Source organism: Gluconobacter sp. NFX36 (assembly GCF_049887835.1).
GTDB classification, from domain to species: domain Bacteria; phylum Pseudomonadota; class Alphaproteobacteria; order Acetobacterales; family Acetobacteraceae; genus Gluconobacter; species Gluconobacter japonicus_A.
The window spans coordinates 350,229-368,316 of record NZ_JAGEKJ010000002.1 but is presented as its reverse complement, the minus strand read 5'-3'; the positions used below and the strand labels follow the sequence as shown (position 1 = coordinate 368,316).

Sequence of the window (18,088 nt, the reverse complement as noted above, 5' to 3'; positions counted from 1 at the left end):
CAGCAGCACCAAAACGCCGCCAACATATCCCTTCCAATTCCATATTCAATTTTCAAAGATCACAGTCTCTAACCGTCCCGGCCAGACCCTCGAAGAAGGCCCCGCCGCGTCGGTGAACGGGCTTATAAGACCACCACACATACCCGTCAACCAAAAAATATAAGAAAAATGAAAAAATCTTATTCTGACGTTTGCCGCTACCTTCATTGATCAGATAAAGAGCACTCTGTTAACGCTATAAAAAGCTTTCTACGGTATTCCCAAACGAGATTGAGAGCGCACCCTTACAAAGCGTGTATCGTACGTATCCACTTTCTCGTAAGCCGTTTTTCGCTCCAGGAGTTTCCGATGACGGTCGATGCATTGCCTGTAATTACACCTCCCCTTTCCCCCGACGAAAGGGAGTGGCAACTCATTATAAGTGCCGTAGATCCGGAAATCCGCCTGATTGTTGCGAATATCGTCGAAGAGCGCGCGCCCGAAGGTGTAGAGTTTTTCTACAGGACGCTTTTAACCCATCCTGAAGCCGCTCCTTTCCTGTCAAACCAAATTGTTAATGACCATTTGCATTCTGCTCTTTTGAAATGGTGCCTGTCTCTTTTTTCAGCTTTTGCTCCTGATCTTTCTTCACTTGTTGCCACCCAGCGCAGAATTGGTCTTGTCCATGCACGGATCCGAGTACCACTTCACGTCGTCATGCATGGAGCGCGCCTCCTTAAAAGCACTTTGAGACAATCTCTTTTTGACAGCTCGCTCTCTCAGAAAGACTTGTCGACAGCGATTAACTACGTCGAAAACATGATGGACCTCGCTTTAGAGACAATGAGTCGGGAGTTTGTCAGAGATCTTCAAAAAGAAATCGAGACAGATGAAGCCTATCGACTAGTAACTTTGGGACAGGACGTCACCCTTGAAAGAGAGGTGCAACGTGCTGCCTTGCTAGATTGGGGGCACAAAATTCTTCTTTCCATTTGCTGTAACGCCCCCCCTCCCCTCCCCCTCCTGGAATCTTCCGGCTTCGGGTTATGGCTTAATCACAAGGGTAGTCTTCTTTTCCCCAACACTAGCGGTATCGAACATATCAGAACTGCTATCCGCAGGATTGATCATGTTCTGGTTCCTTCACTCGCTCTGGAAACACCACCAGCGGCGACACGCATTCATGAACTGCAAGCACAAATCGAAGAAATTCGTTTTCTGATGGATGAGCTTTTCAAAGAAAGCGAAGCTCTTGAAAGTGGCCGCGATCCCCTCACATGCACTTTGAACAGACGCTTTTTACCCACCATCATGGCAAGAGAAGTTGCCCAATCTATCCGGAGGCAGGTTCCTTTCAGTATTCTGATGATCGATATCGACCACTTCAAAGCAATCAATGATCGTTACGGCCACACCGGTGGAGATGCGGTTTTGCGTCAAGTGGCAGAAAAACTTGTTGCATCTTGTCGAACAAGCGATTTCATATTCCGTTATGGCGGCGAAGAATTTCTTGTTGCTTTGGTAGAAACTGACTTGCAGCGTGCATTTCAGGTTGCTGAGAATATTCGCGAAAGCATTACCCAAGTCTCAACACAACCAACCGGAAGCATGCTCTCTGTCACTGCCTCAATCGGAGTTGCCCACTTTGAAGGGCACCCCGATTATACGCACCTCATTGAGGATGCGGATCGCGCTCTGTATTATGCGAAGGCGCGCGGCAGAAACTGCACGGTCATCGCGACGCCCGACCTAAACAGCCTGCCACGCTATTAACATCCACATTTAAGGATACTGGAAACTGCGCTTGGATTTATTCCTTGCCAAGCGCTGCATTCAGAACCGCAGCCAGCCTCACACCGGCCTGTTGTAGCCGCAACTGAATGACTGGCCATGCAATCGACGTGTATATATCGCGTATATCTGCACCATTGGTCTTGGGAAGAGCTCCGTAAGCAATAGAACGGGCGAGAGAATGGCTTTCGTCAGTCCAATCAACTACCGCATGATACACATCACCTCCAGAAAGATCAGCAACCCAATATGTCGTTTCGTCTGCTGTAATGGTGGAAGCCAATTGATTGGCCTCTGCGCGGGCTTTGGTAAAATCAATCGTGTAATGTGGCCCCACAACCAGCGAAGCCTGACGATCCAGCACTCCCTCATCCCAGAGAGCGTGAAGATTCATATGTCCGTTCTCCGTTTCTCCATAATAGGAAAGACGAATGGCATTTCCACCTTTGTCATGATCGCGTTCAGCTGCGTGCAAGGGCTGATGCAGGTCGCCAACAAGATGGACAACCCATTTGAGAGCATCCAGCCTCTGCTGCGGTGTGGCTGAACGATCTGCCAGTTGCTTTTCAAGCTCTGGAAGTTTTTCAACAACGCAATTGCCGTCCGCACAATCACGATCACGTTCGTAGGCTGGGTTGGCAACATCTGTGTCGACATAATGCCACACCAATGTTTGCGGGAGACCGCCCTTCTTTTTGGGAACATGCCCGATCGTATCGGGCCAGGATGCAACCTGGTCTAATGTTTGATGCTCCTCCAAAGCAAGAAGAGCCTGCACGGCCTTTGCAGCTTCCGGTGTCAGACGGTCCTGAGCAATGTCAGCAACAATCGCATGGCCATATGGTCCCCATGCGTGAGCCTGCGGAGTACTGAGAATTACGGAAACGCAAGCTAAAGCAGCAGGGAATATCCATGAGCGCATAGAGAAAATCTCAAATTAAAGATGAAAGCTGATTTCGTTCTCTCATTCTTGCGGAATGCTCACAAGAAAAACCGGCAGGGTTGCCGGTGCTAACAGGGCTGTTTTTTTATTCACCCTAAAATGACCGAACGGTTCAGTAACGCCTTTTCAGCAAGCGCGTCTGCCCTTACACAGGAACAAGAACAAGCTGACCCAAACATCGAGGTACACTTGCAACAGCCGGACCAACAAACAAAAGGTGCCTCTGCTCCAAGCTGGAAGCTGTCAACGGGAGAGAACGGTCCGGTTCTGTCTCTGCAAGGTTCCTGGACAGCCCGCAGCGGCAGCATTCCCTCTTTTCCGAAGAATGGTCTCGACGACGCTCCGGCTGGAAGTGTGCTTGCATTTGATACACGGGAAACAGCGCGCTGGGACACAGGGCTTATTGCTTTCCTGTGGGACGTCAAACGCATAGGTCATGACAGGCACATCACTCTGGAGACACAGAGTCTTCCGGCACCGATGCGGCAATTACTTGATCTTCTGCCCGATGTTCCGGCGGTCAAACCTGCTCCCCGTCCGAAACGTCTTCCCTTCCTGGAAGCCATCGGCGGGCGCACGCTGAGTGGCCTGACGGAAATCGGAACCGTTGCTAGCCTTGGCGCCATGACAGTGAAGGGCGGCTTTCTGGCGTTAAGCGGTCGCAGCCGAATGCGGTTTGTCGATCTTCTGACCGATACGACGAATGCCGGTCCCTACGCTTTGCTGATTGTTGGCATCGTTAATTTTCTCGTGGGGGCCATTCTCGCCTTCGTGGGGGCCGTGGAGCTCCAGAAATTTGCAGCCGGGATCTATGTTGCGAGCCTGGTTGGGATTGCGATGGTGCGTGAAATGGCGGCTGTCATGACGGCCATCATTATGGCTGGCAGAACAGGCGGGTCTTACGCTGCCCGCATCTCGACCATGCAGGGCAATGAAGAAATCGACGCGCTGAATGTTTTCGGTATCCCGACATCTACTTATCTGATTTTGCCTGCCGTTCTGTCGCTCGTCATCACCATGCCGTTTCTGTATCTCTATGGTTGCCTGGTCGGGATGCTCGGCGGCTTCGTCGTGGCTATTTCAATGCTCGATATTACGGCTGCCGGATATTTCCATCAGACCGTAACGTCCTTCGGGATTGGCCAGTTCATCTTCGCATTCGTGAAAAGCATTGTCTTTGGGGCATTCATCGGCCTCACCAGTTGCCGCATTGGACTAAAGGCCGGGCGATCAGCCGCAGACGTCGGCATTGCCGCAACACGCGCCGTGGTTGTTGGAATTGTGGGCGTCATCGCCATCGACGCCATCTTTGCCGTTATCGCCGACGTGGTGGGGATCTGACCATGAGCGACACCAGACCAACCGTTCTTTCCATGAAAGACGTCACACTCGCTTTCGGCCCCAAGGTCATTCAGAAGAACATTACTCTGGACGTCAAAAAGGGCAGTATTTTTGCGGTCATGGGTGGATCGGGGTGCGGTAAAAGCACGCTTCTGAAAAGCATGATTGGGCTGCTTCGCCCGACTACCGGGGAATATCTTGTCGATGGTGTTCCATATTGGGATGGGTCTGAAGCAGAGAGAACCGAGCTTAATCATCGGTTCGGTGTTCTGTTTCAGAGTGGTGCGCTCTGGAGCTCCATGACAATCGGGGAAAATGTCGCTCTTCCCCTTCAGATGTTTACGGATCTGAAGCCCGATGTCATCCGAAGACTGGTTGAACTGAAACTTGGTTTTGTTGGGATGTTACAAGCCATCGACCTTCAGCCTTCCGAAATCAGTGGCGGTATGCGCAAACGCGCAGGTCTGGCGCGCGCCATCGCGCTTGATCCGGACGTTCTGTTTTTCGACGAGCCGTCTGCCGGTCTGGACCCTATTACATCAGCCCGTCTGGATGATCTGATCCTTAATCTCCGGGATGGGCTGGGGGCGACGATTGTGATCGTCAGCCATGAACTCTCCAGCCTTTTCCATATCGCTGACGATGGCATCTTCCTGGATGCCAAAACCAAAATACCCATCGCTCATGGCTCTCCACGAGACCTGCGCGATCACTGTGATGAACCTCAGGTCCATGCTTTCATGCATCGGGAACGTGACGAAGAAGGACGCAATTGATGAACAGGCAAGCTTTTGTCGGTGCCTTTGTCGTAGGCGGTATCGGGCTGGCCGTTGGGGCGTTTGTGCTTTTCGGTAACTTTCATCCCTTCACCCGCATGGAAAAGGCTGTCCTGATTTTCCACGGTGCGTCCTCCGGGCTTTCCGTCGGCGCTCCAGTCACGTTTCGTGGCGTACAGGTGGGCGCGGTGGATAAGGTTGTCATCGAATACAACCCGGAGACAAAAGACGCTTACATTCCCGTGTATGTGACCATGCGTCCCGATAATATCACCCTGACAGGCAATTCAGCGCATCACCTTCCAACGATCAGAGATCTGGTCTCCCAAGGTCTACGGGGGGAAATGAACCTTAAAAGCTTCGTTACAGGTTCGTCCGAGATTGATCTGGATTTCGCTCCGGAAGTTCCAGCTGTTCTGCATCCCGCAATTGCAACGATGACGGAAATTCCTACCAAACAGTCTTCCATTCAGGCCATGTCCCAAACCCTGCAAAATCTTCCCCTCAAAGAGCTGGGGGATAATGCCAATGCATCCCTTGCGGCAGTGCGGGAACTTTCTGACAGGCTGGATCGCGATCTTCCTGTATTGATCGAAAGTATTCGTTCCACGTCCGATCATAGTCGGGACATGGTTGATGCCAGTCGAGATCTGATCACTCATCTTCAGCCGCAACTTGAACAGACACTCAAGAGCCTGAACAGGCTGGCCGATGCCGGGTCAGAGCAACTCAACGCGCGCGGCAAGGATCTCCATCAACTTCTGGAAAACAGCAATGTCATGATCCAGAGAGCGGATCAAAGCCTGAGCAATATTCAGAGCATGACCTCCCCCCGCTCTTCTGAGAGAGCCAATCTGGAGGCAAGTCTGCGGGACCTGGCCTCTGCTGCTTCTGCACTTCGCGGCTTTGCCAATGATGTCGAACGTAATCCGCAACTTCTGCTGACGGGACGCCGCCCATGAAACTCTCTTTTGCTTCTTTAGCCGTTACAGGATTGCTACTGAGCGGATGCGCCTCCGCACCTATCCAGTTCTACACTCTGGGCGCCCCCGCCATTGCGAGCACAACTACCGCGCTTGGCCCTACCACGCCGGTTGTTACTGTCGATCCGGTGCAAGTGCCTGATTATCTGGATAGTCAGGATATGCTTGTCAGACACGGAGACGTTCTGGACCGTAGCCCGCATGGCCGATGGGCAAGCCGCCTGTCACGCGGGGTGACGGATCTCGTCACCGCCAGGCTCTCGCAGATCTGGCCATCCGTTTTCGTAACGTCGCAGAGTTCAGCATCAACGCCTGGGACGCGACTGAACATCACGGTCACACGACTGGATATTGCAGCAGACGGTCAGGGCACACTGGAAGCGGACTGGTCTTTCATTCCCTCAAACGAGAAGAAGCCTGTCATGCATCATCGGGCAAGTTTCACAGCCCGCGGCTCGATTGTCACGGATGCAGGGAACGTTGCTTTGACACGCGATTTGGTTGAGCAACTTTCCGCTGCAATCGGAGCCTCAACTCCACAGCTCTAAAAATATATCGCAGGGATAACGAACTGCCCTGCGATATACCCCTGCTCACTCCGCGGGTTGAGCGGCCATCAAAGTCAGGACATCGCTCCATTCTGGCGCTGCGTCCGCTGCGCCATGCCGCGTTGTCGCAAGAGCTCCACATGCTGAAGCGATACGCACAGCGTGTTCGAGGGTATGCCCCTGCGCCAAGGCAAACGCCAACCCGGCATTGAAGCAGTCTCCTGCCGCAACCGTATCGACAGGTTGAATCCGAAACGGCGCGCTATATCCGCTCTGCGTACCATCATGCCAGAACACGCCGCGACTCCCCATTTTCACAAGAGCTGCTTTTACTCCTTTGGTAAGCAGAGCCTCCGCTGCGCGTGCCGCATCCTCAACAGTGTCAGGGCGGATACCCGTCAATTGAAATGTTTCGCTCTCATTAGGCGTCAGAATATCGATTTCCTGCCAAAGATCTTCCAGAAGTCCGTGTTCCGGTGCGGGAGCTGGATCAAGCACTACAATAGCTCCTGCACTACGCGCACGCCGTGCCGCAGCAAGAACCGCAGGCTGCGGAATTTCCAATTGCAGCAGAAGAACTTTGGCGCGCCCTAGCCACTCGTCGGCGGACGAGACATCCGTTTCATCAACAGCCATATTTGCGCCACCAACAACAGTGATGCAGTTTTCGCTGCTTCCATCAATTCCAATCAAGGCAATACCGGTTGGATTGGCCGTATCTTCACGCAGAGGAGCAAGGTCCACACCAAAGCGCTCCAGTTCCTGACGCGCCTGAATACCAAAGCCGTCCTGACCAATCCGACCTGCGAGAGCAACGTGCACTCCGGATCCGGCCGCAAGCCGTCCTGCCGCCGCAGCCTGATTGCTGCCTTTGCCACCCAGCATGACGGCGTAGCTTTCCCCATGAACTGTCTCTCCTGGCCGCGGCAGACGGGCAGCCCGAGCCGTAACGTCAATATTAATGCTTCCAAAAGACAGGATCAGAGGGGTGTTGTCGGACATGGCTTTATCTCAATAAACAAGGAGCTTTTTCTTAGCACTTCGCATGGCTTTTCGTCAGTATGGTAGACACTGTTCACTGGCAATGTGAGTAGAAAACGGCTGCAGCATGCTGCGGCTTCACAAAAAGCCAATCTAAAAAAGTACTTCTCAAGCCATTTCAGCGGACGACATCCCCCACCCCGTCTGCGTCTGCGTCTGCGTCTGCGTCTGCGTCTGCGTCTGCGTCTGCGTCTGCGAAGCTGATAAACGTTCTGCGATGCCAACAAGACACTCACACGTCCCTGCTCCTGCAGGACAAGAACTGGATTTCGCCGTTATTCCTTCTATCAGAAGTGTATTATTTTCATTTTAATACCCTTCTTGTTAAGCTATCGTTCACACATTCGCCTGTTTTGCACTGAGGTCTGGGACGGACCTTCTGTGTGTCTTGCTCGAAACAGATATAGCTCAAAAAGGGTCTGCCCGTTATGTCTTCTACCAGCCGCCAGACAACCGCCCGGTCCGCAAAAAAAGCCACACCATCCGCCCGTACAAAAAAAGTCGACCAGATTGTTGAGGCTGCACCACAGCCTGAAACAGCAGTCGAAACAACAGAGGCGGAAGTCTCCATACCTGTTGTCAATCCTTTCCTCGCAGACATGGTCTGTGCTTTTGACAGCGCATGGTATGTACGCGAATACCCGGATGTTGCAGCCGCTGGATTTGATGCCGCAACACATTATAGAGAATCTGGATATCGCGAGGGTCGGCAGCCAAACCGTTTTTTCAGCCCGCACGATTATCGCGCAGCCAATCCCGATCTTGCAGAATATGAAGGGGACCTTTTCCTGCACTTCATTTTCTATGGCATCAAGGAAGGCCGACGTTTACGCTAATCCTGCAAAACGTCTTTGTTTAACAATGTCGTGTTTTGAAAACAGACCAAACGACATTGTCTTGAAAGACTGAACGGGAGAAACTTCTTATCTGAAGCCCGTTCAGGAGTCTAACGCCATGGAAAATCGCCGCTTACGCCTTGCCATCGACATGGACGAAGTGATCGCGGATGCTTTTGCTGCGCAACGTCTCTGGTATCAGGTTACCCATGGATACACTTGGACTGATGACGAATTAAAAGGTCGACATCTGGGAGATCTGGCCGCTCCGGAACATGCTGAGGACATGCAGAAACTCCTCCATGCCGGAGAGTTCTTTGCTGATCTGACGGTCATGCCCGGTGCCAAAGAAGCACTGAAACATCTTAGTCAGGATTTCGATATTTTCATTACGACTGCTGCGATGGAATATCCTGCATCCTGTGCGCCCAAATTTCAGTGGCTTCAGAAGAATTTTCCTTTTATTTCTCCGCTCAATATCGTTTTTTGCGGCCATAAAAATATTCTTGCCGCAGACTATCTGATCGACGATAATGTGCGTCATTTCCGCAATTTTCAGGGTCAGGGCGTTCTTTTCTCCGCCCTTCATAACCAGAATGTAGCGTGGTCTCCCCGCGTCAATAACTGGCACGAGGCTGTTTCCTATCTGAGTGGTCAACTGCACCCTCAAAAAGATTGAATTCTCAGGCTGACCACGCATCGAAACGCGGATAATAATATTACAATATTGTAAGCTGTTTTGGTTTTTTTGCTTTTGGCTTTGTGCCCCAGTTTACGATACAGCTTTGCTCCCGTTTTCAGCTTCTGGTCTGTGAGCACGCTTCTTTTATGTCCACCCCGTTCCGCTCTGGCGCATTCCGCCTTTCCCCTTCCGATTACCGTGCTCTTACAGATGCAGCACAGCAGAACCCGGAAGCTTACTGGCAGAACCAGAGCACACGACTGGACTGGATCAGATCTCCCTCCTCCGCGCAGGATACCGGAAATGGCTGGTTTGCAGACGGAACGCTGAATGCCAGTGTGAATTGTCTGGATCGTCATCTTGAGAGCAGAGGAGGGCAGACTGCCCTGATCTGGCAGGCGGAAGAGGCCGATCATGTTGTTCGCCTGACTTACCGTGATCTGCATGCGCGCGTTTGCCAGATGGCTAATGTCCTGCGCGACCACGGTATCTCTCGTGGCGAACGGGTTGCGATTCACCTTCCGACCGTTATCGAAGGCGTGGTTGGCATGTTGGCCTGCGCCCGACTGGGGGCCATTCATGTTGTGCTTTTTGGCGGTTTTTCGCCGGAAGCCATTGCGGATCGACTGGCCGATAGCGGTGCAACACTGGTTATCACGGCAAATGTCGGGCGACGTGGAGCAAAACGCATTCCTTTCAAAACCACCATGGACTCTGCCCTGAGCCTGCGGCCTGAGACGCTGTCCGTTCGGAGTGTTCTGGTTGTCAGTGTGACGGATGAGCCGGTTCCGATGCAGGCCGGCCGTGATGAACTGCTGACCCCGCTTCTGGAAAAAGCCGAGACCTCCTGCCTTGCCGAAACGATGGCCTCTACAGACCCGCTGTTTCTGCTTTATACGTCAGGCAGCACCGGAAAGCCCAAAGGTATTGTGCACGGAACTGGCGGTTACCTGACATGGGCCTCCTACACGCATGAACTGGTCTTTGATCATCAGAAGGGCGATGTTTTCTGGTGCACGGCGGATATTGGCTGGATTACAGGCCACAGCTACGTCGTTTACGGCCCCCTTTCGAACGGTGGAACCATTCTTCTGTTTGAAGGGATGCCGTCCCACCCGGCTCCCGGTCGTTGGTGGGAGGTTATTCAGTCCCACAAGGTTACAACATTCTACACCTCCCCAACGGCCATTCGTGCCCTGATGCGGGAAGGCAACGACTTCCCACGTCAATATGACCTGACCTCCCTGCGCGTTCTGGGAACCGTTGGAGAGCCGATCAGTCAGGAAGCGTGGTCCTGGTTTGATGACGTAATCGGTGGTGGTCGATGTGCATTCGTCGATACATGGTGGCAGACAGAGAGTGGCGGCATCATGATTTCGCCTGTGCCAGGTGCGGTCAAAGAAAAGCCTGCTTCTGCCACTCTTCCTCTACCGGGCGTTCATCCTGTACTGCTGGATGACAAAGGACAGGTTCTGGACGGGGCAACCGAAGGGGTTTTGTGTCTGGATGGTTCCTGGCCGGGTCGAGCCTTGACCATCTGGAACGACGACGCACTCTTTCAGACGACTTACCTGCGCCCCTATCCCGGCCATTACTTCACGGGTGATGGTGCGCGCCGTGATGAAGACGGATATTACTGGATCACGGGGCGGGTTGATGATGTCATCAATGTCTCCGGTCATCGTATCGGATCGGCCGAAATTGAAGACGCACTGGCTGCCGAGCATGCTATTGTCGAAAGCGCTGCCATTGGCATTCCGCATGACCTGAAGGGTCAAGGGATCATCGTCTATGCTGTTGCACGCGATCCGTTTCATCCGGAACTGGAAATGCTTGCGGTTCGCGCCATTACGGCCAAGGTCGGGCGCTATGCGGTGCCGGAGAAAGTCTACATCGTCCCGGATCTACCGAAGACGCGTTCTGGGAAGAACGTACGACGCCTAATGCGCAAGATCGCCTGTGGGGAAACAGACGGGTTGGGCGATCTTTCGACACTCGCCGATCCGGAAATCGTGGACGTTCTGATCCGTATTGTGCAGGGCTGACTGATGCCTCTGGTCGGATCCTTGCTGAGTGTCCGGCCAAGCCATCCGAAAGGCAGAATATTATGGGGCTATTTCGGCGCATCGTAATCCCCGCTACGTGGCGGAGCGACATTCTCGCCGGAATGTCCCTTGCTTTCACCAATATTCCGCAAGTTCTGGGGTATGCCCGGATAGCGGCCATGCCTGCCGTTACAGGGCTTTATACCGTCCTTCTTCCTTTGGCAGGGTTTGCGCTCTTCGGGTCTTCCCGGCACCTCGTCGTGGCTGCAGATTCCGCTACGGCGGCCATTCTTTCCGGCTCCCTGAGCGCTTTAGCTCCGATCGGAAGTGCCCACTACATCACACTTGTGAGTGCGACAGCCCTTACTGTAGCGGGACTGCTTCTTATCGCACGCCTGTTTCGGCTTGGTTTTCTGGCTGATTTTCTTTCCCGCACCGTCCTAGTGGGCTTCATGACAGGCGTGGGAGCTCAAATCATGATCTCCATGCTGCATGAACTGATGGGTGTTCAGAGCGATGCGCACACGCCCCTTCGTCAACTTGTCCAAACCTTTGACAATCTGCATCAGGCCAATGGCCTTTCAATGTGTCTGGCTGCTGCGACAATTGGTGTCATTCTCCTTCTCAACCGTTTTTCACCGCGCTTTCCGGCCGCATTATGTGTGGTCATCGGAAGCATAGCGCTGAGCAAATATGCCAGGCTTTCATATCTTGGCGTTTCGACGCTCGGGTCCGTCAGTGGCGGCCTTCCTCATTTTGGGGTGCCGCTTATTGCCTGGAGCGAGTTTGTATCGCTTCTTCCGATCGCAGCGTCCTGCGTCTTCGTGATCATCACACAGAGCGCCGCAACCTCCCGGTCTTTTGCGACCTTGTTTAACGAACCCCTTGATGAGAACAAGGATCTGGAAGGGTTATGGATTGCCAATACGGCCGCAGCATTATCCGGGACATTCACCGTTAATGGCAGTCCAACACAAACGGCTATGGCGGTACGGTCCGGTGCACATAGCCAGATAGCCCAACTCACCTTTTCAATTCTTACCCTGCTTGTTCTCCTGTTCTTTACGGGTCCCTTGCAGTATCTCCCCCAATGCGTTCTGGCCGCTATTGTGTTCACGGTAGCAATCGGGATGATCGAAATCCGCTCGCTACTCGCCATCCGCCGTGAAAGCCCCGGTGAATTCTGGCTCGCTTTGACAACTGCAATCGTTGTTCTGGTTTCGGGCGTTGAGCAGGGTATTCTTCTGGCGATCGCCCTGTCACTTTTTCGGCACGTCCGACACAGCTATGCGCCTCATACGGCCGTGCTTCAGCCTTTTGGAACAAACGGTGCGCTTGAGTCCGTTCCGGCCAAAGGCGGCCTTGAAACTCAGCCCGGCCTGATCATCTTCCGCTTCTGTGCAGACCTGTTCTATGCGAACTCGGCCCGGTTCAGCCGAGACATTCTAACCCTTGTGAACGATGCCCCTCATCCTGTGCGATGTATTGTGGTAGAGTGTAGCCCGGTTACGGATATTGATTATTCGGCTGCGGAGGATTTGCGATCTCTCCTTCAAAATCTGAACCTACGGGGAGTGAGGATGTTTTTCGGACGCGTCAGTCCTGACTTAAAAGCAGACATGAACCGTCATCGCCTCATTGGTGTGATTGGCATTGAGAACCTGTTTGAGGAACTCCACACCGCTCTGGCCTCTGCCCGGCAGTGGCTCTCCCAATCAGAGCAAAGTTCTGCAGCGCCATGATGGACGGTCAGCAGGACGATAAAAAAGACCTTACGCGCCGACAAAGCAAAAAGGACCGGACGGCTACAGCTTTGGCATGGGAAGCCCTGCGACTGTTCTCCAAACAGGGTTACGAGGAAACATCGGTCGAGCAGATTGCAGAAGCTGCCAATGTCTCGCGTCGAACCCTGTTCCGTTATTTCTCGGGCAAAGGGGACATTATCCTTGCCTGGACCAGCGAGATGACAGAGGCGCTCAAGAATGCAATCGCATCCGCCAGCCCGGATGCTTCTTTGCAGGATATGGTTCTTTTGGCGCTTCTGCCTGTTGTTCATCGCATTACGGCAAACAGAGAGTATGCTTATGCTCTGGTTCAGCTTCTGGAGCATGAACCAGCGTTGCGTAGCGTCAGTTTGCAGAAATATGAAGAATGGGAGGAAGCATTGGCTAAAGCCCTGATGGCCCGCCTTCCCCCCACCGATATGCCCTCTCTCGCCGCACGATTGATTGCTCGCACAGCCATTGCGACATATCGAACTGCGGTTGATGAATGGATGAAGACGGAAGGCGAAGCTGATCTTGAAGATCTGCTTCGCCGCGCTTTTACTTTTCATCCACTTCTGTGGATGGAGGACAGTCCTCTCAGTTTAGGCTGAGAGGACTTTTATCTCTTAAAGATCCAGTTCGATGGAGAAGTGGTAAGTTCTTGGTAGGCCTGCAACGGCAGAATTAGTGGCCGTTCCACCTCCATTGATGCTGGAAGGATAAACGGACGCCCAGTAAGTCTGGTTCGTCACGTTATTCACCCCGAAGCGGAAAACCAGCGGTTGCTGATAAACATGTGTTGCGTAGCGGGCGCCAAGATCAAGCGTCACGTAAGACGGTGCAAAGGTTGTATTGTAAACATTTGCCGCACGACGGCCCATGTAATGAACATTTGCATTCACCGCCCCGCCCTTCAGGAACGGCAGGCGATAATCCAGCAGAACATTCGCCATAAGAGGCGGCACACCAACGACCTGCTTGTAAGACGTCTTGGCAACGCCCGTATTGAGAAGCTGTGCATCAAGCCACGTCATGCCGCCGAGAACGCTCAGGTTTTCGGTGATATTTCCGGATGCCTGAAACTCGACACCATAGTTCCGCTGGATACCGTAGTTGGAATACACATACGTCACAGGGTCTGTGTAACCAAACGGCCGTGACATCCGGAACCCGGCAACATTCAACTGAAGCCGTTTGGCGACAAGGATTTTGTATCCGACCTCATATTCCTCAGAACGCAGAGGGGCCGTCACTTCATTGACGTTCACCGCACCGACCGGAGCCGTCGTCCCTGCCTGTAGGGAACGCCCCCATGTGAAATAAACGGTTTGATTGGATGCCGGCTTGTAAATCAGGCTTGTCATCGGACTAAAAGCGGCAGACTTGCTGTAGGTTGAAGTCTTTACAGCTGCTTTCGAATAGTTATTCGTGCTCAGCCAGCTCCAGGCAAGTGTCCCCATGATAGACCAGTGCTTACCAAGAGAAATTGTATCCCCTGCCAGCAAAGACTGCGTCATGGTATCGGCAGACTTGTAACGACCGGAATAATAAGGCTGCACACTGGAGATGGTCCGCGGATTGCCAATGGTCGCCTGCCCCAGCGTAATATTTCCTGTGGACGACGTCGGGTTATAATTGCCCATGACATAGCCGTTTGTTCCGACTTCGATCCGGTGCTTTAACGGCCCCGTGTGGAACAGGCCGTTCAGGTAGGCCATGTTGCTGCCTGCGACGAAATCATTGGCTGTTGTTGCTGCGGAAATCGTCTGGTTGTAGCGACCGGATGAATTGAGCAGCTGATTGCCAACGCTGAAGACGTTTCGACCAGCATTTTCCCACATGCCGCCTAGTTTCAGGCTCCAGTTATCATTGAAGTGATGAATAATCTTCATCAGGGCGGTGTCGGTTTCCATATTATAACCCGCCTGCTTCTGGCCGTAGCCCTTCTGGCTCAGGTCAGGTGCAGTTGGAAGCTGAATGGCTGTGCTATAGGAAAAGCCACCCGGATAGCCACGTTGCGCATAAGTGTACTGGCTGGCGTCAATCTGAATAACGGTTTGAGGGGAGATATGAATATCAAAGTCCCCACTCACCAGATTTCGGCGCATATGGGAATCCGCGACGTATCCTTCCCCGTTCTGATTCAGCAGGTTAAGGCGATATCCGAACCACTTGTTATGCCCCACACGTCCTGAGAGATCGACGCTCTCCATCGGAGCGCCGTTTGAATCCACCCCGACAACGAAACGCTCGGTTTTCCGGTCAGTTGGCCGTTTCAGGGTAAAATCGAAAGTTCCGGCAGGATTTTGTGGACCATAAACGGCCCCGGCAAGGCCATTCAGAACCTGCAGGCTTTCAAACTGTTCAGCCGCATAAGGTGTCGTGATGACCATATTGAGGCCATCTATCCGGGAGTTGGAAATCACATCTCCCTCGAACCCGCGGGACTGCGGACGGCTGGTGTTCGGATCGCCACGCATCTCAAGCTGCGCGGAAGGTACGAACGCGATGAGGTCATTGATATTCCTGGACTGCTGATTCACAAGAACATCATGTGGAACCACCATCACAGACAGTGGAGTATCCAGGATAGACCGGGTGCCCAGCGGCCCAAGCGACGCTTCCTTCGTACGATAATCTGCAACTGTTCCGGTACCGCTCCGACGATGGACGGTAATCTGTTCAGATTTGGATGAGTCCACGGCTTTTTTAGCAGACGAGTTTTCCGGTACGTTCGTCTGGGTCTCCGCAGCGCGAGCCGAAACGCTGCTCATGACCGAACCTGCGAGAAGACACATCGCAAACCGCGAGATTTTCATGCCATTATCCTGTACGCTGTCTCTTAGAGTCTCTGGACCTTCTACATTTTGGCACTGAGTGCCACAATTTATATAAATCCCAATTTTTACGAGATGGCCGTTTTTTGTGCAGGGTGTTTCAAATCTGGCACAGTCTGACACGAGCCTTGGTTACAATCGGAAAATATTGGCGAAGGCATACGCCATATTACTGCCACGCTACCCACGCGATATCTTCTTCATAGGCATGTTCGGAAAACGGCTCTGTCGCCCCGAACCATGTTGAGAAAGGCAGTTCTATGCGTAAAAAGATTATCGCTGGCGTTCTCATGAGCGGGATGCTGGCCATTTCGGTCAATGTAGCGTCGGCTGATCCGTACCGTGGTGGCGGAGATCCGGGCAGATCGGGTGGCTTTCGCAATGATGGCGGCCGTTACGACAGGCAGGATTCATTTGATCGAAACCACGTATGGCGCAAAGGAGAACGCTATACAGGTCCGAGGAATAATGGAGGGATCATTAACGACTGGCGCGGTCGTCAAGGCTTATGGCAGCCTCCACGTGGTTATTACTGGATGCAGTACGGAAACCAGTACCTTTTGACCGCCATTGCAACTGGCCTGATTGCCGGTGTCGTGGGAGGTGCAGTCGCTAATCCGCCACCGCCACCTCCTGGATATCAACCACCGCCCCCACCTCCTGGACCTTACTGACAGACAGAAAGGCTCGGGGAAAATCTCCCGGGCCTTTGCACGGATCGAACCATTGCCCTGATAAAAGAATATTTTAGATGCACCTGAAGAGTGATCTGGATATGTGCATCTGATATTTTCAGGAAGGTTCTTCTATGCCTCTTTCCCCTAACGCCAAGGACTGGCTAGGCCTCTGCTCGGCCCTCACCCTTGTCGTGGCTTTAAGCGTATTTGGTTTTCTAGGTTGGGGAAAAGTCTCAGGTGATGATTCGATCACGCATGTCGCTATTGCAAAAGTCATCAGCGTAGAAAAAATCACCGGGGACAGTGATGATCCAGTCTCCTACAAAGTGACCTATGACCTCCACGGCCACCCCTTAAGCAATTATTTTTCCCAAGAATGGTATGAGAGCCATAAGACCAGAAAGCACTTTCTGATTACTTATCGCATGGCCAACGGCTATCACGTCGATAGCGTTCGATAGAAAAAGGCTGCTTCATCCAGAAAGCCAGGGATTTTGCACCCCAGCTTTCTGTGACGTGATTTATAGCGTTTTCGCTCAGGCCAGGCCTTCTTCCTGAAACGCACGTTTGGCGGATGGACGTGCCATCACTTTCTCTCTCAGGGCCCAGGCTTTACGATGATGGGAAATATCAAGTTTCTTGAAAACCGCCCATGTCATGATCACAGCCGCATAGGCATCAGCCTGCGTGAAATCATCACCCAGCCAATACGTTTTCCCATCTGACAGCATATCTTCAAACTGTGTCATCCGGCGATGAATCTGTTCGTGGACTGATTTTTCAGCATCCTGTGTCAGGCCCGGCGCAAATAACCCACCAAAAGCAGTGTGCAGGTCTCCACAAAAGCCCAATGCTTCCTGAAGTCTGGCGCGCTCCAGAGACCCGGACGCAGGCTTGAATGCCTTGATATCGGAATGGTCTCCAATATACTGAAGAATGGCTGAATTCTGTGTCAGCACAACGCCAGGCTTGATCTCGATTGCGGGAACTGCACCACGAGGATTGATCAGCAGGTAATCAGCACCGGTTTCCGTCTTTTTGGTGGCTGTATCCACTTTTTCAAGACTGTAAGGCTTTCCGATTTCATTCAGAATGATATGGGCAGCCAGTGAACAGGCTCCTGGCTTATAATAAAGCTTCATGGTGTTCTCCTCATACACGAGCCATGCGATGGATCGTGTTCTTTAAAAAAGCAGAAGACGGGAGGCCGTAGCCTCACGCCATTTCTTCCTCCAACGCTTACGGTTGCTTTTCGAATGCACCGGCGATTGTCAGGTTCACGTCATCGCTGACATAGGGGACGTACTTCTTCACCCCAAAATCACTCCGGTGGATTGTGCCTGTCGCCTGGAAGCCAACTGTATAGGCCTTATCCATCGGGTTCACGCCAGAACCGACAAAATGAACATGCAGCACGACAGGCTTGGTGATGCCGTGAAGTGTAAGGTTTCCGCTGACAGCAGCGTCTTCGGCACCTACCGGTGAGACCTGCGTCGAAACAAACGTCGCATCAGGATACTTCGCGGCATCGAACCATTCTGGATTTTTCAGTTCATCCGTCAGGACGCTGCTGGATGTTGCAACGCTGGCCACAGGAATAGTCACTGAGAGTTTGGAGGATGAAGGATGAGCGGCGTCAAGTTTCAGGGTGCCGCTCACGTTCGAAAACTGCCCCGAATAATAGGTAAAGCCAAAGTGCAGGACAGAGAAATTGACCTGTGTATGGCCAGATTCAACCTTGTATGTGCCGGATTTGATATCCGCCGGCGGAGCCGCAAGAGCGCTGCCGGCAGCAAGAGTGATCGAAAGTGCGGCGATTGCGCCGGAGAGTACTGCCTTCATG

The 18,088-nt window shown here is 52.7% G+C and carries 18 protein-coding genes; 13 read left to right on the top strand and 5 right to left on the bottom strand.

Going from position 1 to position 18,088, the window contains the following annotated elements:
• Positions 1–348: 348 nt before the first annotated feature.
• A complete protein-coding gene (locus J4P41_RS03515) occupies positions 349–1,752 on the top strand; it encodes a diguanylate cyclase (RefSeq protein ID WP_426066121.1) in 1,404 nt (467 codons plus the stop codon).
• A 37-nt stretch (positions 1,753–1,789) separates the two neighbouring features.
• Here J4P41_RS03515 and J4P41_RS03510 read toward each other — a convergent pair whose 3' ends face one another.
• Positions 1,790–2,692 carry a S1/P1 nuclease gene (locus tag J4P41_RS03510; RefSeq protein ID WP_426066120.1) on the bottom strand — a complete coding sequence of 301 codons (903 nt, stop codon included), beginning with the start codon at positions 2,690–2,692 and terminating at the stop codon, positions 1,790–1,792.
• A gap of 210 nt (positions 2,693–2,902) precedes the next feature.
• On the opposite strand from J4P41_RS03510, the gene J4P41_RS03505 reads away from it, so the two are divergent.
• Genes J4P41_RS03505 through J4P41_RS03490 form a run of 4 tightly spaced genes read left to right on the top strand, consistent with a single transcriptional unit; the run spans position 2,903 to position 6,361 of the window.
• Entirely contained in the window at positions 2,903–4,054 is a 1,152-nt protein-coding gene (locus tag J4P41_RS03505; RefSeq protein WP_415515844.1) for an MlaE family ABC transporter permease, read from the top strand.
• Between the two features lie 2 nt (positions 4,055–4,056).
• Positions 4,057–4,830, top strand: a complete 774-nt coding sequence (locus J4P41_RS03500; protein WP_010502619.1) for an ABC transporter ATP-binding protein — start codon at positions 4,057–4,059, stop codon at positions 4,828–4,830.
• Positions 4,830–5,792, top strand: a complete 963-nt coding sequence (locus tag J4P41_RS03495) for an MlaD family protein (RefSeq protein WP_426066119.1) — start codon at positions 4,830–4,832, stop codon at positions 5,790–5,792. The genes J4P41_RS03500 and J4P41_RS03495 overlap by 1 nt, the downstream gene beginning before the upstream one ends.
• The gene (locus J4P41_RS03490; protein ID WP_282858010.1) at positions 5,789–6,361 is read left to right on the top strand and encodes a PqiC family protein; all 573 of its coding nucleotides are present in this window, start codon (positions 5,789–5,791) and stop codon (positions 6,359–6,361) included. Before J4P41_RS03495 ends, J4P41_RS03490 begins: the two co-directional genes overlap by 4 nt.
• Positions 6,362–6,406: 45 nt before the next feature.
• Here J4P41_RS03490 and J4P41_RS03485 read toward each other — a convergent pair whose 3' ends face one another.
• Positions 6,407–7,363, bottom strand: coding sequence for a ribokinase (locus J4P41_RS03485; RefSeq protein WP_426066118.1), 957 nt, complete (start codon positions 7,361–7,363; stop codon positions 6,407–6,409).
• Positions 7,364–7,447: 84 nt separating this feature from the next.
• Here J4P41_RS03485 and J4P41_RS03480 point away from each other — a divergent pair, with 84 nt between their 5' ends.
• The 6 genes from J4P41_RS03480 (at position 7,448) to J4P41_RS03455 (ending at position 13,342) form a co-directional block, all read left to right on the top strand.
• Positions 7,448–7,606, top strand: coding sequence for a hypothetical protein (locus J4P41_RS03480; RefSeq protein WP_426066117.1), 159 nt, complete (start codon positions 7,448–7,450; stop codon positions 7,604–7,606).
• 224 nt (positions 7,607–7,830) lie between these two features.
• On the top strand, positions 7,831–8,238 hold the full coding sequence (locus tag J4P41_RS03475; protein WP_426066116.1) for a hypothetical protein: 408 nt from the start codon (positions 7,831–7,833) through the stop codon (positions 8,236–8,238).
• 118 nt (positions 8,239–8,356) lie between these two features.
• The gene (locus J4P41_RS03470; RefSeq protein ID WP_426066115.1) at positions 8,357–8,917 is read left to right on the top strand and encodes a 5' nucleotidase, NT5C type; all 561 of its coding nucleotides are present in this window, start codon (positions 8,357–8,359) and stop codon (positions 8,915–8,917) included.
• Between the two features lie 149 nt (positions 8,918–9,066).
• Positions 9,067–10,965 (top strand): acetate--CoA ligase, encoded by a 1,899-nt coding sequence (gene acs / locus J4P41_RS03465; protein WP_426066114.1) that lies wholly within the window; start codon positions 9,067–9,069, stop codon positions 10,963–10,965.
• 62 nt (positions 10,966–11,027) lie between these two features.
• Positions 11,028–12,707 (top strand): SulP family inorganic anion transporter, encoded by a 1,680-nt coding sequence (locus J4P41_RS03460; protein WP_426066113.1) that lies wholly within the window; start codon positions 11,028–11,030, stop codon positions 12,705–12,707.
• The gene (locus J4P41_RS03455) at positions 12,704–13,342 is read left to right on the top strand and encodes a TetR family transcriptional regulator (protein WP_034881279.1); all 639 of its coding nucleotides are present in this window, start codon (positions 12,704–12,706) and stop codon (positions 13,340–13,342) included. Before J4P41_RS03460 ends, J4P41_RS03455 begins: the two co-directional genes overlap by 4 nt.
• 15 nt (positions 13,343–13,357) lie before the next feature.
• Here the strand turns inward: J4P41_RS03455 and J4P41_RS03450 are convergent, their stop codons facing one another.
• Positions 13,358–15,550: a TonB-dependent receptor gene (locus J4P41_RS03450; protein ID WP_426066112.1), complete on the bottom strand. Its 2,193-nt coding sequence runs from the start codon at positions 15,548–15,550 to the stop codon at positions 13,358–13,360.
• Positions 15,551–15,828: 278 nt separating this feature from the next.
• Here J4P41_RS03450 and J4P41_RS03445 point away from each other — a divergent pair, with 278 nt between their 5' ends.
• Both J4P41_RS03445 and J4P41_RS03440 read left to right on the top strand, forming a co-directional pair.
• A complete protein-coding gene (locus J4P41_RS03445; protein WP_010502607.1) occupies positions 15,829–16,242 on the top strand; it encodes an RcnB family protein in 414 nt (137 codons plus the stop codon).
• A gap of 134 nt (positions 16,243–16,376) precedes the next feature.
• The gene (locus J4P41_RS03440) at positions 16,377–16,706 is read left to right on the top strand and encodes a hypothetical protein (protein WP_023945580.1); all 330 of its coding nucleotides are present in this window, start codon (positions 16,377–16,379) and stop codon (positions 16,704–16,706) included.
• 75 nt (positions 16,707–16,781) lie between these two features.
• Here J4P41_RS03440 and J4P41_RS03435 read toward each other — a convergent pair whose 3' ends face one another.
• Positions 16,782–17,387, bottom strand: a complete 606-nt coding sequence (locus J4P41_RS03435) for a glutathione binding-like protein (protein WP_426066111.1) — start codon at positions 17,385–17,387, stop codon at positions 16,782–16,784.
• 97 nt (positions 17,388–17,484) lie between these two features.
• Positions 17,485–18,087 (bottom strand): YceI family protein, encoded by a 603-nt coding sequence (locus J4P41_RS03430; protein ID WP_426066110.1) that lies wholly within the window; start codon positions 18,085–18,087, stop codon positions 17,485–17,487.
• Position 18,088: the final 1 nt, after the last annotated feature.

Bases quoted from the DNA above. Each gene is read 5' to 3' on its own strand.
- J4P41_RS03515 (WP_426066121.1), top strand. From the start codon at position 349: ATGACGGTCGATGCATTGCCTGTAATTACACCTCCCCTTTCCCCCGAC.
- J4P41_RS03510 (WP_426066120.1), bottom strand. From the start codon at position 2,692: ATGCGCTCATGGATATTCCCTGCTGCTTTAGCTTGCGTTTCCGTAATT.
- J4P41_RS03500 (WP_010502619.1), top strand. From the start codon at position 4,057: ATGAGCGACACCAGACCAACCGTTCTTTCCATGAAAGACGTCACACTC.
- J4P41_RS03495 (WP_426066119.1), top strand. From the start codon at position 4,830: ATGAACAGGCAAGCTTTTGTCGGTGCCTTTGTCGTAGGCGGTATCGGG.
- J4P41_RS03490 (WP_282858010.1), top strand. From the start codon at position 5,789: ATGAAACTCTCTTTTGCTTCTTTAGCCGTTACAGGATTGCTACTGAGC.
- J4P41_RS03485 (WP_426066118.1), bottom strand. From the start codon at position 7,363: ATGTCCGACAACACCCCTCTGATCCTGTCTTTTGGAAGCATTAATATT.
- J4P41_RS03475 (WP_426066116.1), top strand. From the start codon at position 7,831: ATGTCTTCTACCAGCCGCCAGACAACCGCCCGGTCCGCAAAAAAAGCC.
- J4P41_RS03470 (WP_426066115.1), top strand. From the start codon at position 8,357: ATGGAAAATCGCCGCTTACGCCTTGCCATCGACATGGACGAAGTGATC.
- acs (WP_426066114.1), top strand. From the start codon at position 9,067: ATGTCCACCCCGTTCCGCTCTGGCGCATTCCGCCTTTCCCCTTCCGAT.
- J4P41_RS03460 (WP_426066113.1), top strand. From the start codon at position 11,028: ATGGGGCTATTTCGGCGCATCGTAATCCCCGCTACGTGGCGGAGCGAC.
- J4P41_RS03455 (WP_034881279.1), top strand. From the start codon at position 12,704: ATGATGGACGGTCAGCAGGACGATAAAAAAGACCTTACGCGCCGACAA.
- J4P41_RS03450 (WP_426066112.1), bottom strand. From the start codon at position 15,550: ATGAAAATCTCGCGGTTTGCGATGTGTCTTCTCGCAGGTTCGGTCATG.
- J4P41_RS03445 (WP_010502607.1), top strand. From the start codon at position 15,829: ATGCGTAAAAAGATTATCGCTGGCGTTCTCATGAGCGGGATGCTGGCC.
- J4P41_RS03440 (WP_023945580.1), top strand. From the start codon at position 16,377: ATGCCTCTTTCCCCTAACGCCAAGGACTGGCTAGGCCTCTGCTCGGCC.
- J4P41_RS03435 (WP_426066111.1), bottom strand. From the start codon at position 17,387: ATGAAGCTTTATTATAAGCCAGGAGCCTGTTCACTGGCTGCCCATATC.
- J4P41_RS03430 (WP_426066110.1), bottom strand. From the start codon at position 18,087: ATGAAGGCAGTACTCTCCGGCGCAATCGCCGCACTTTCGATCACTCTT.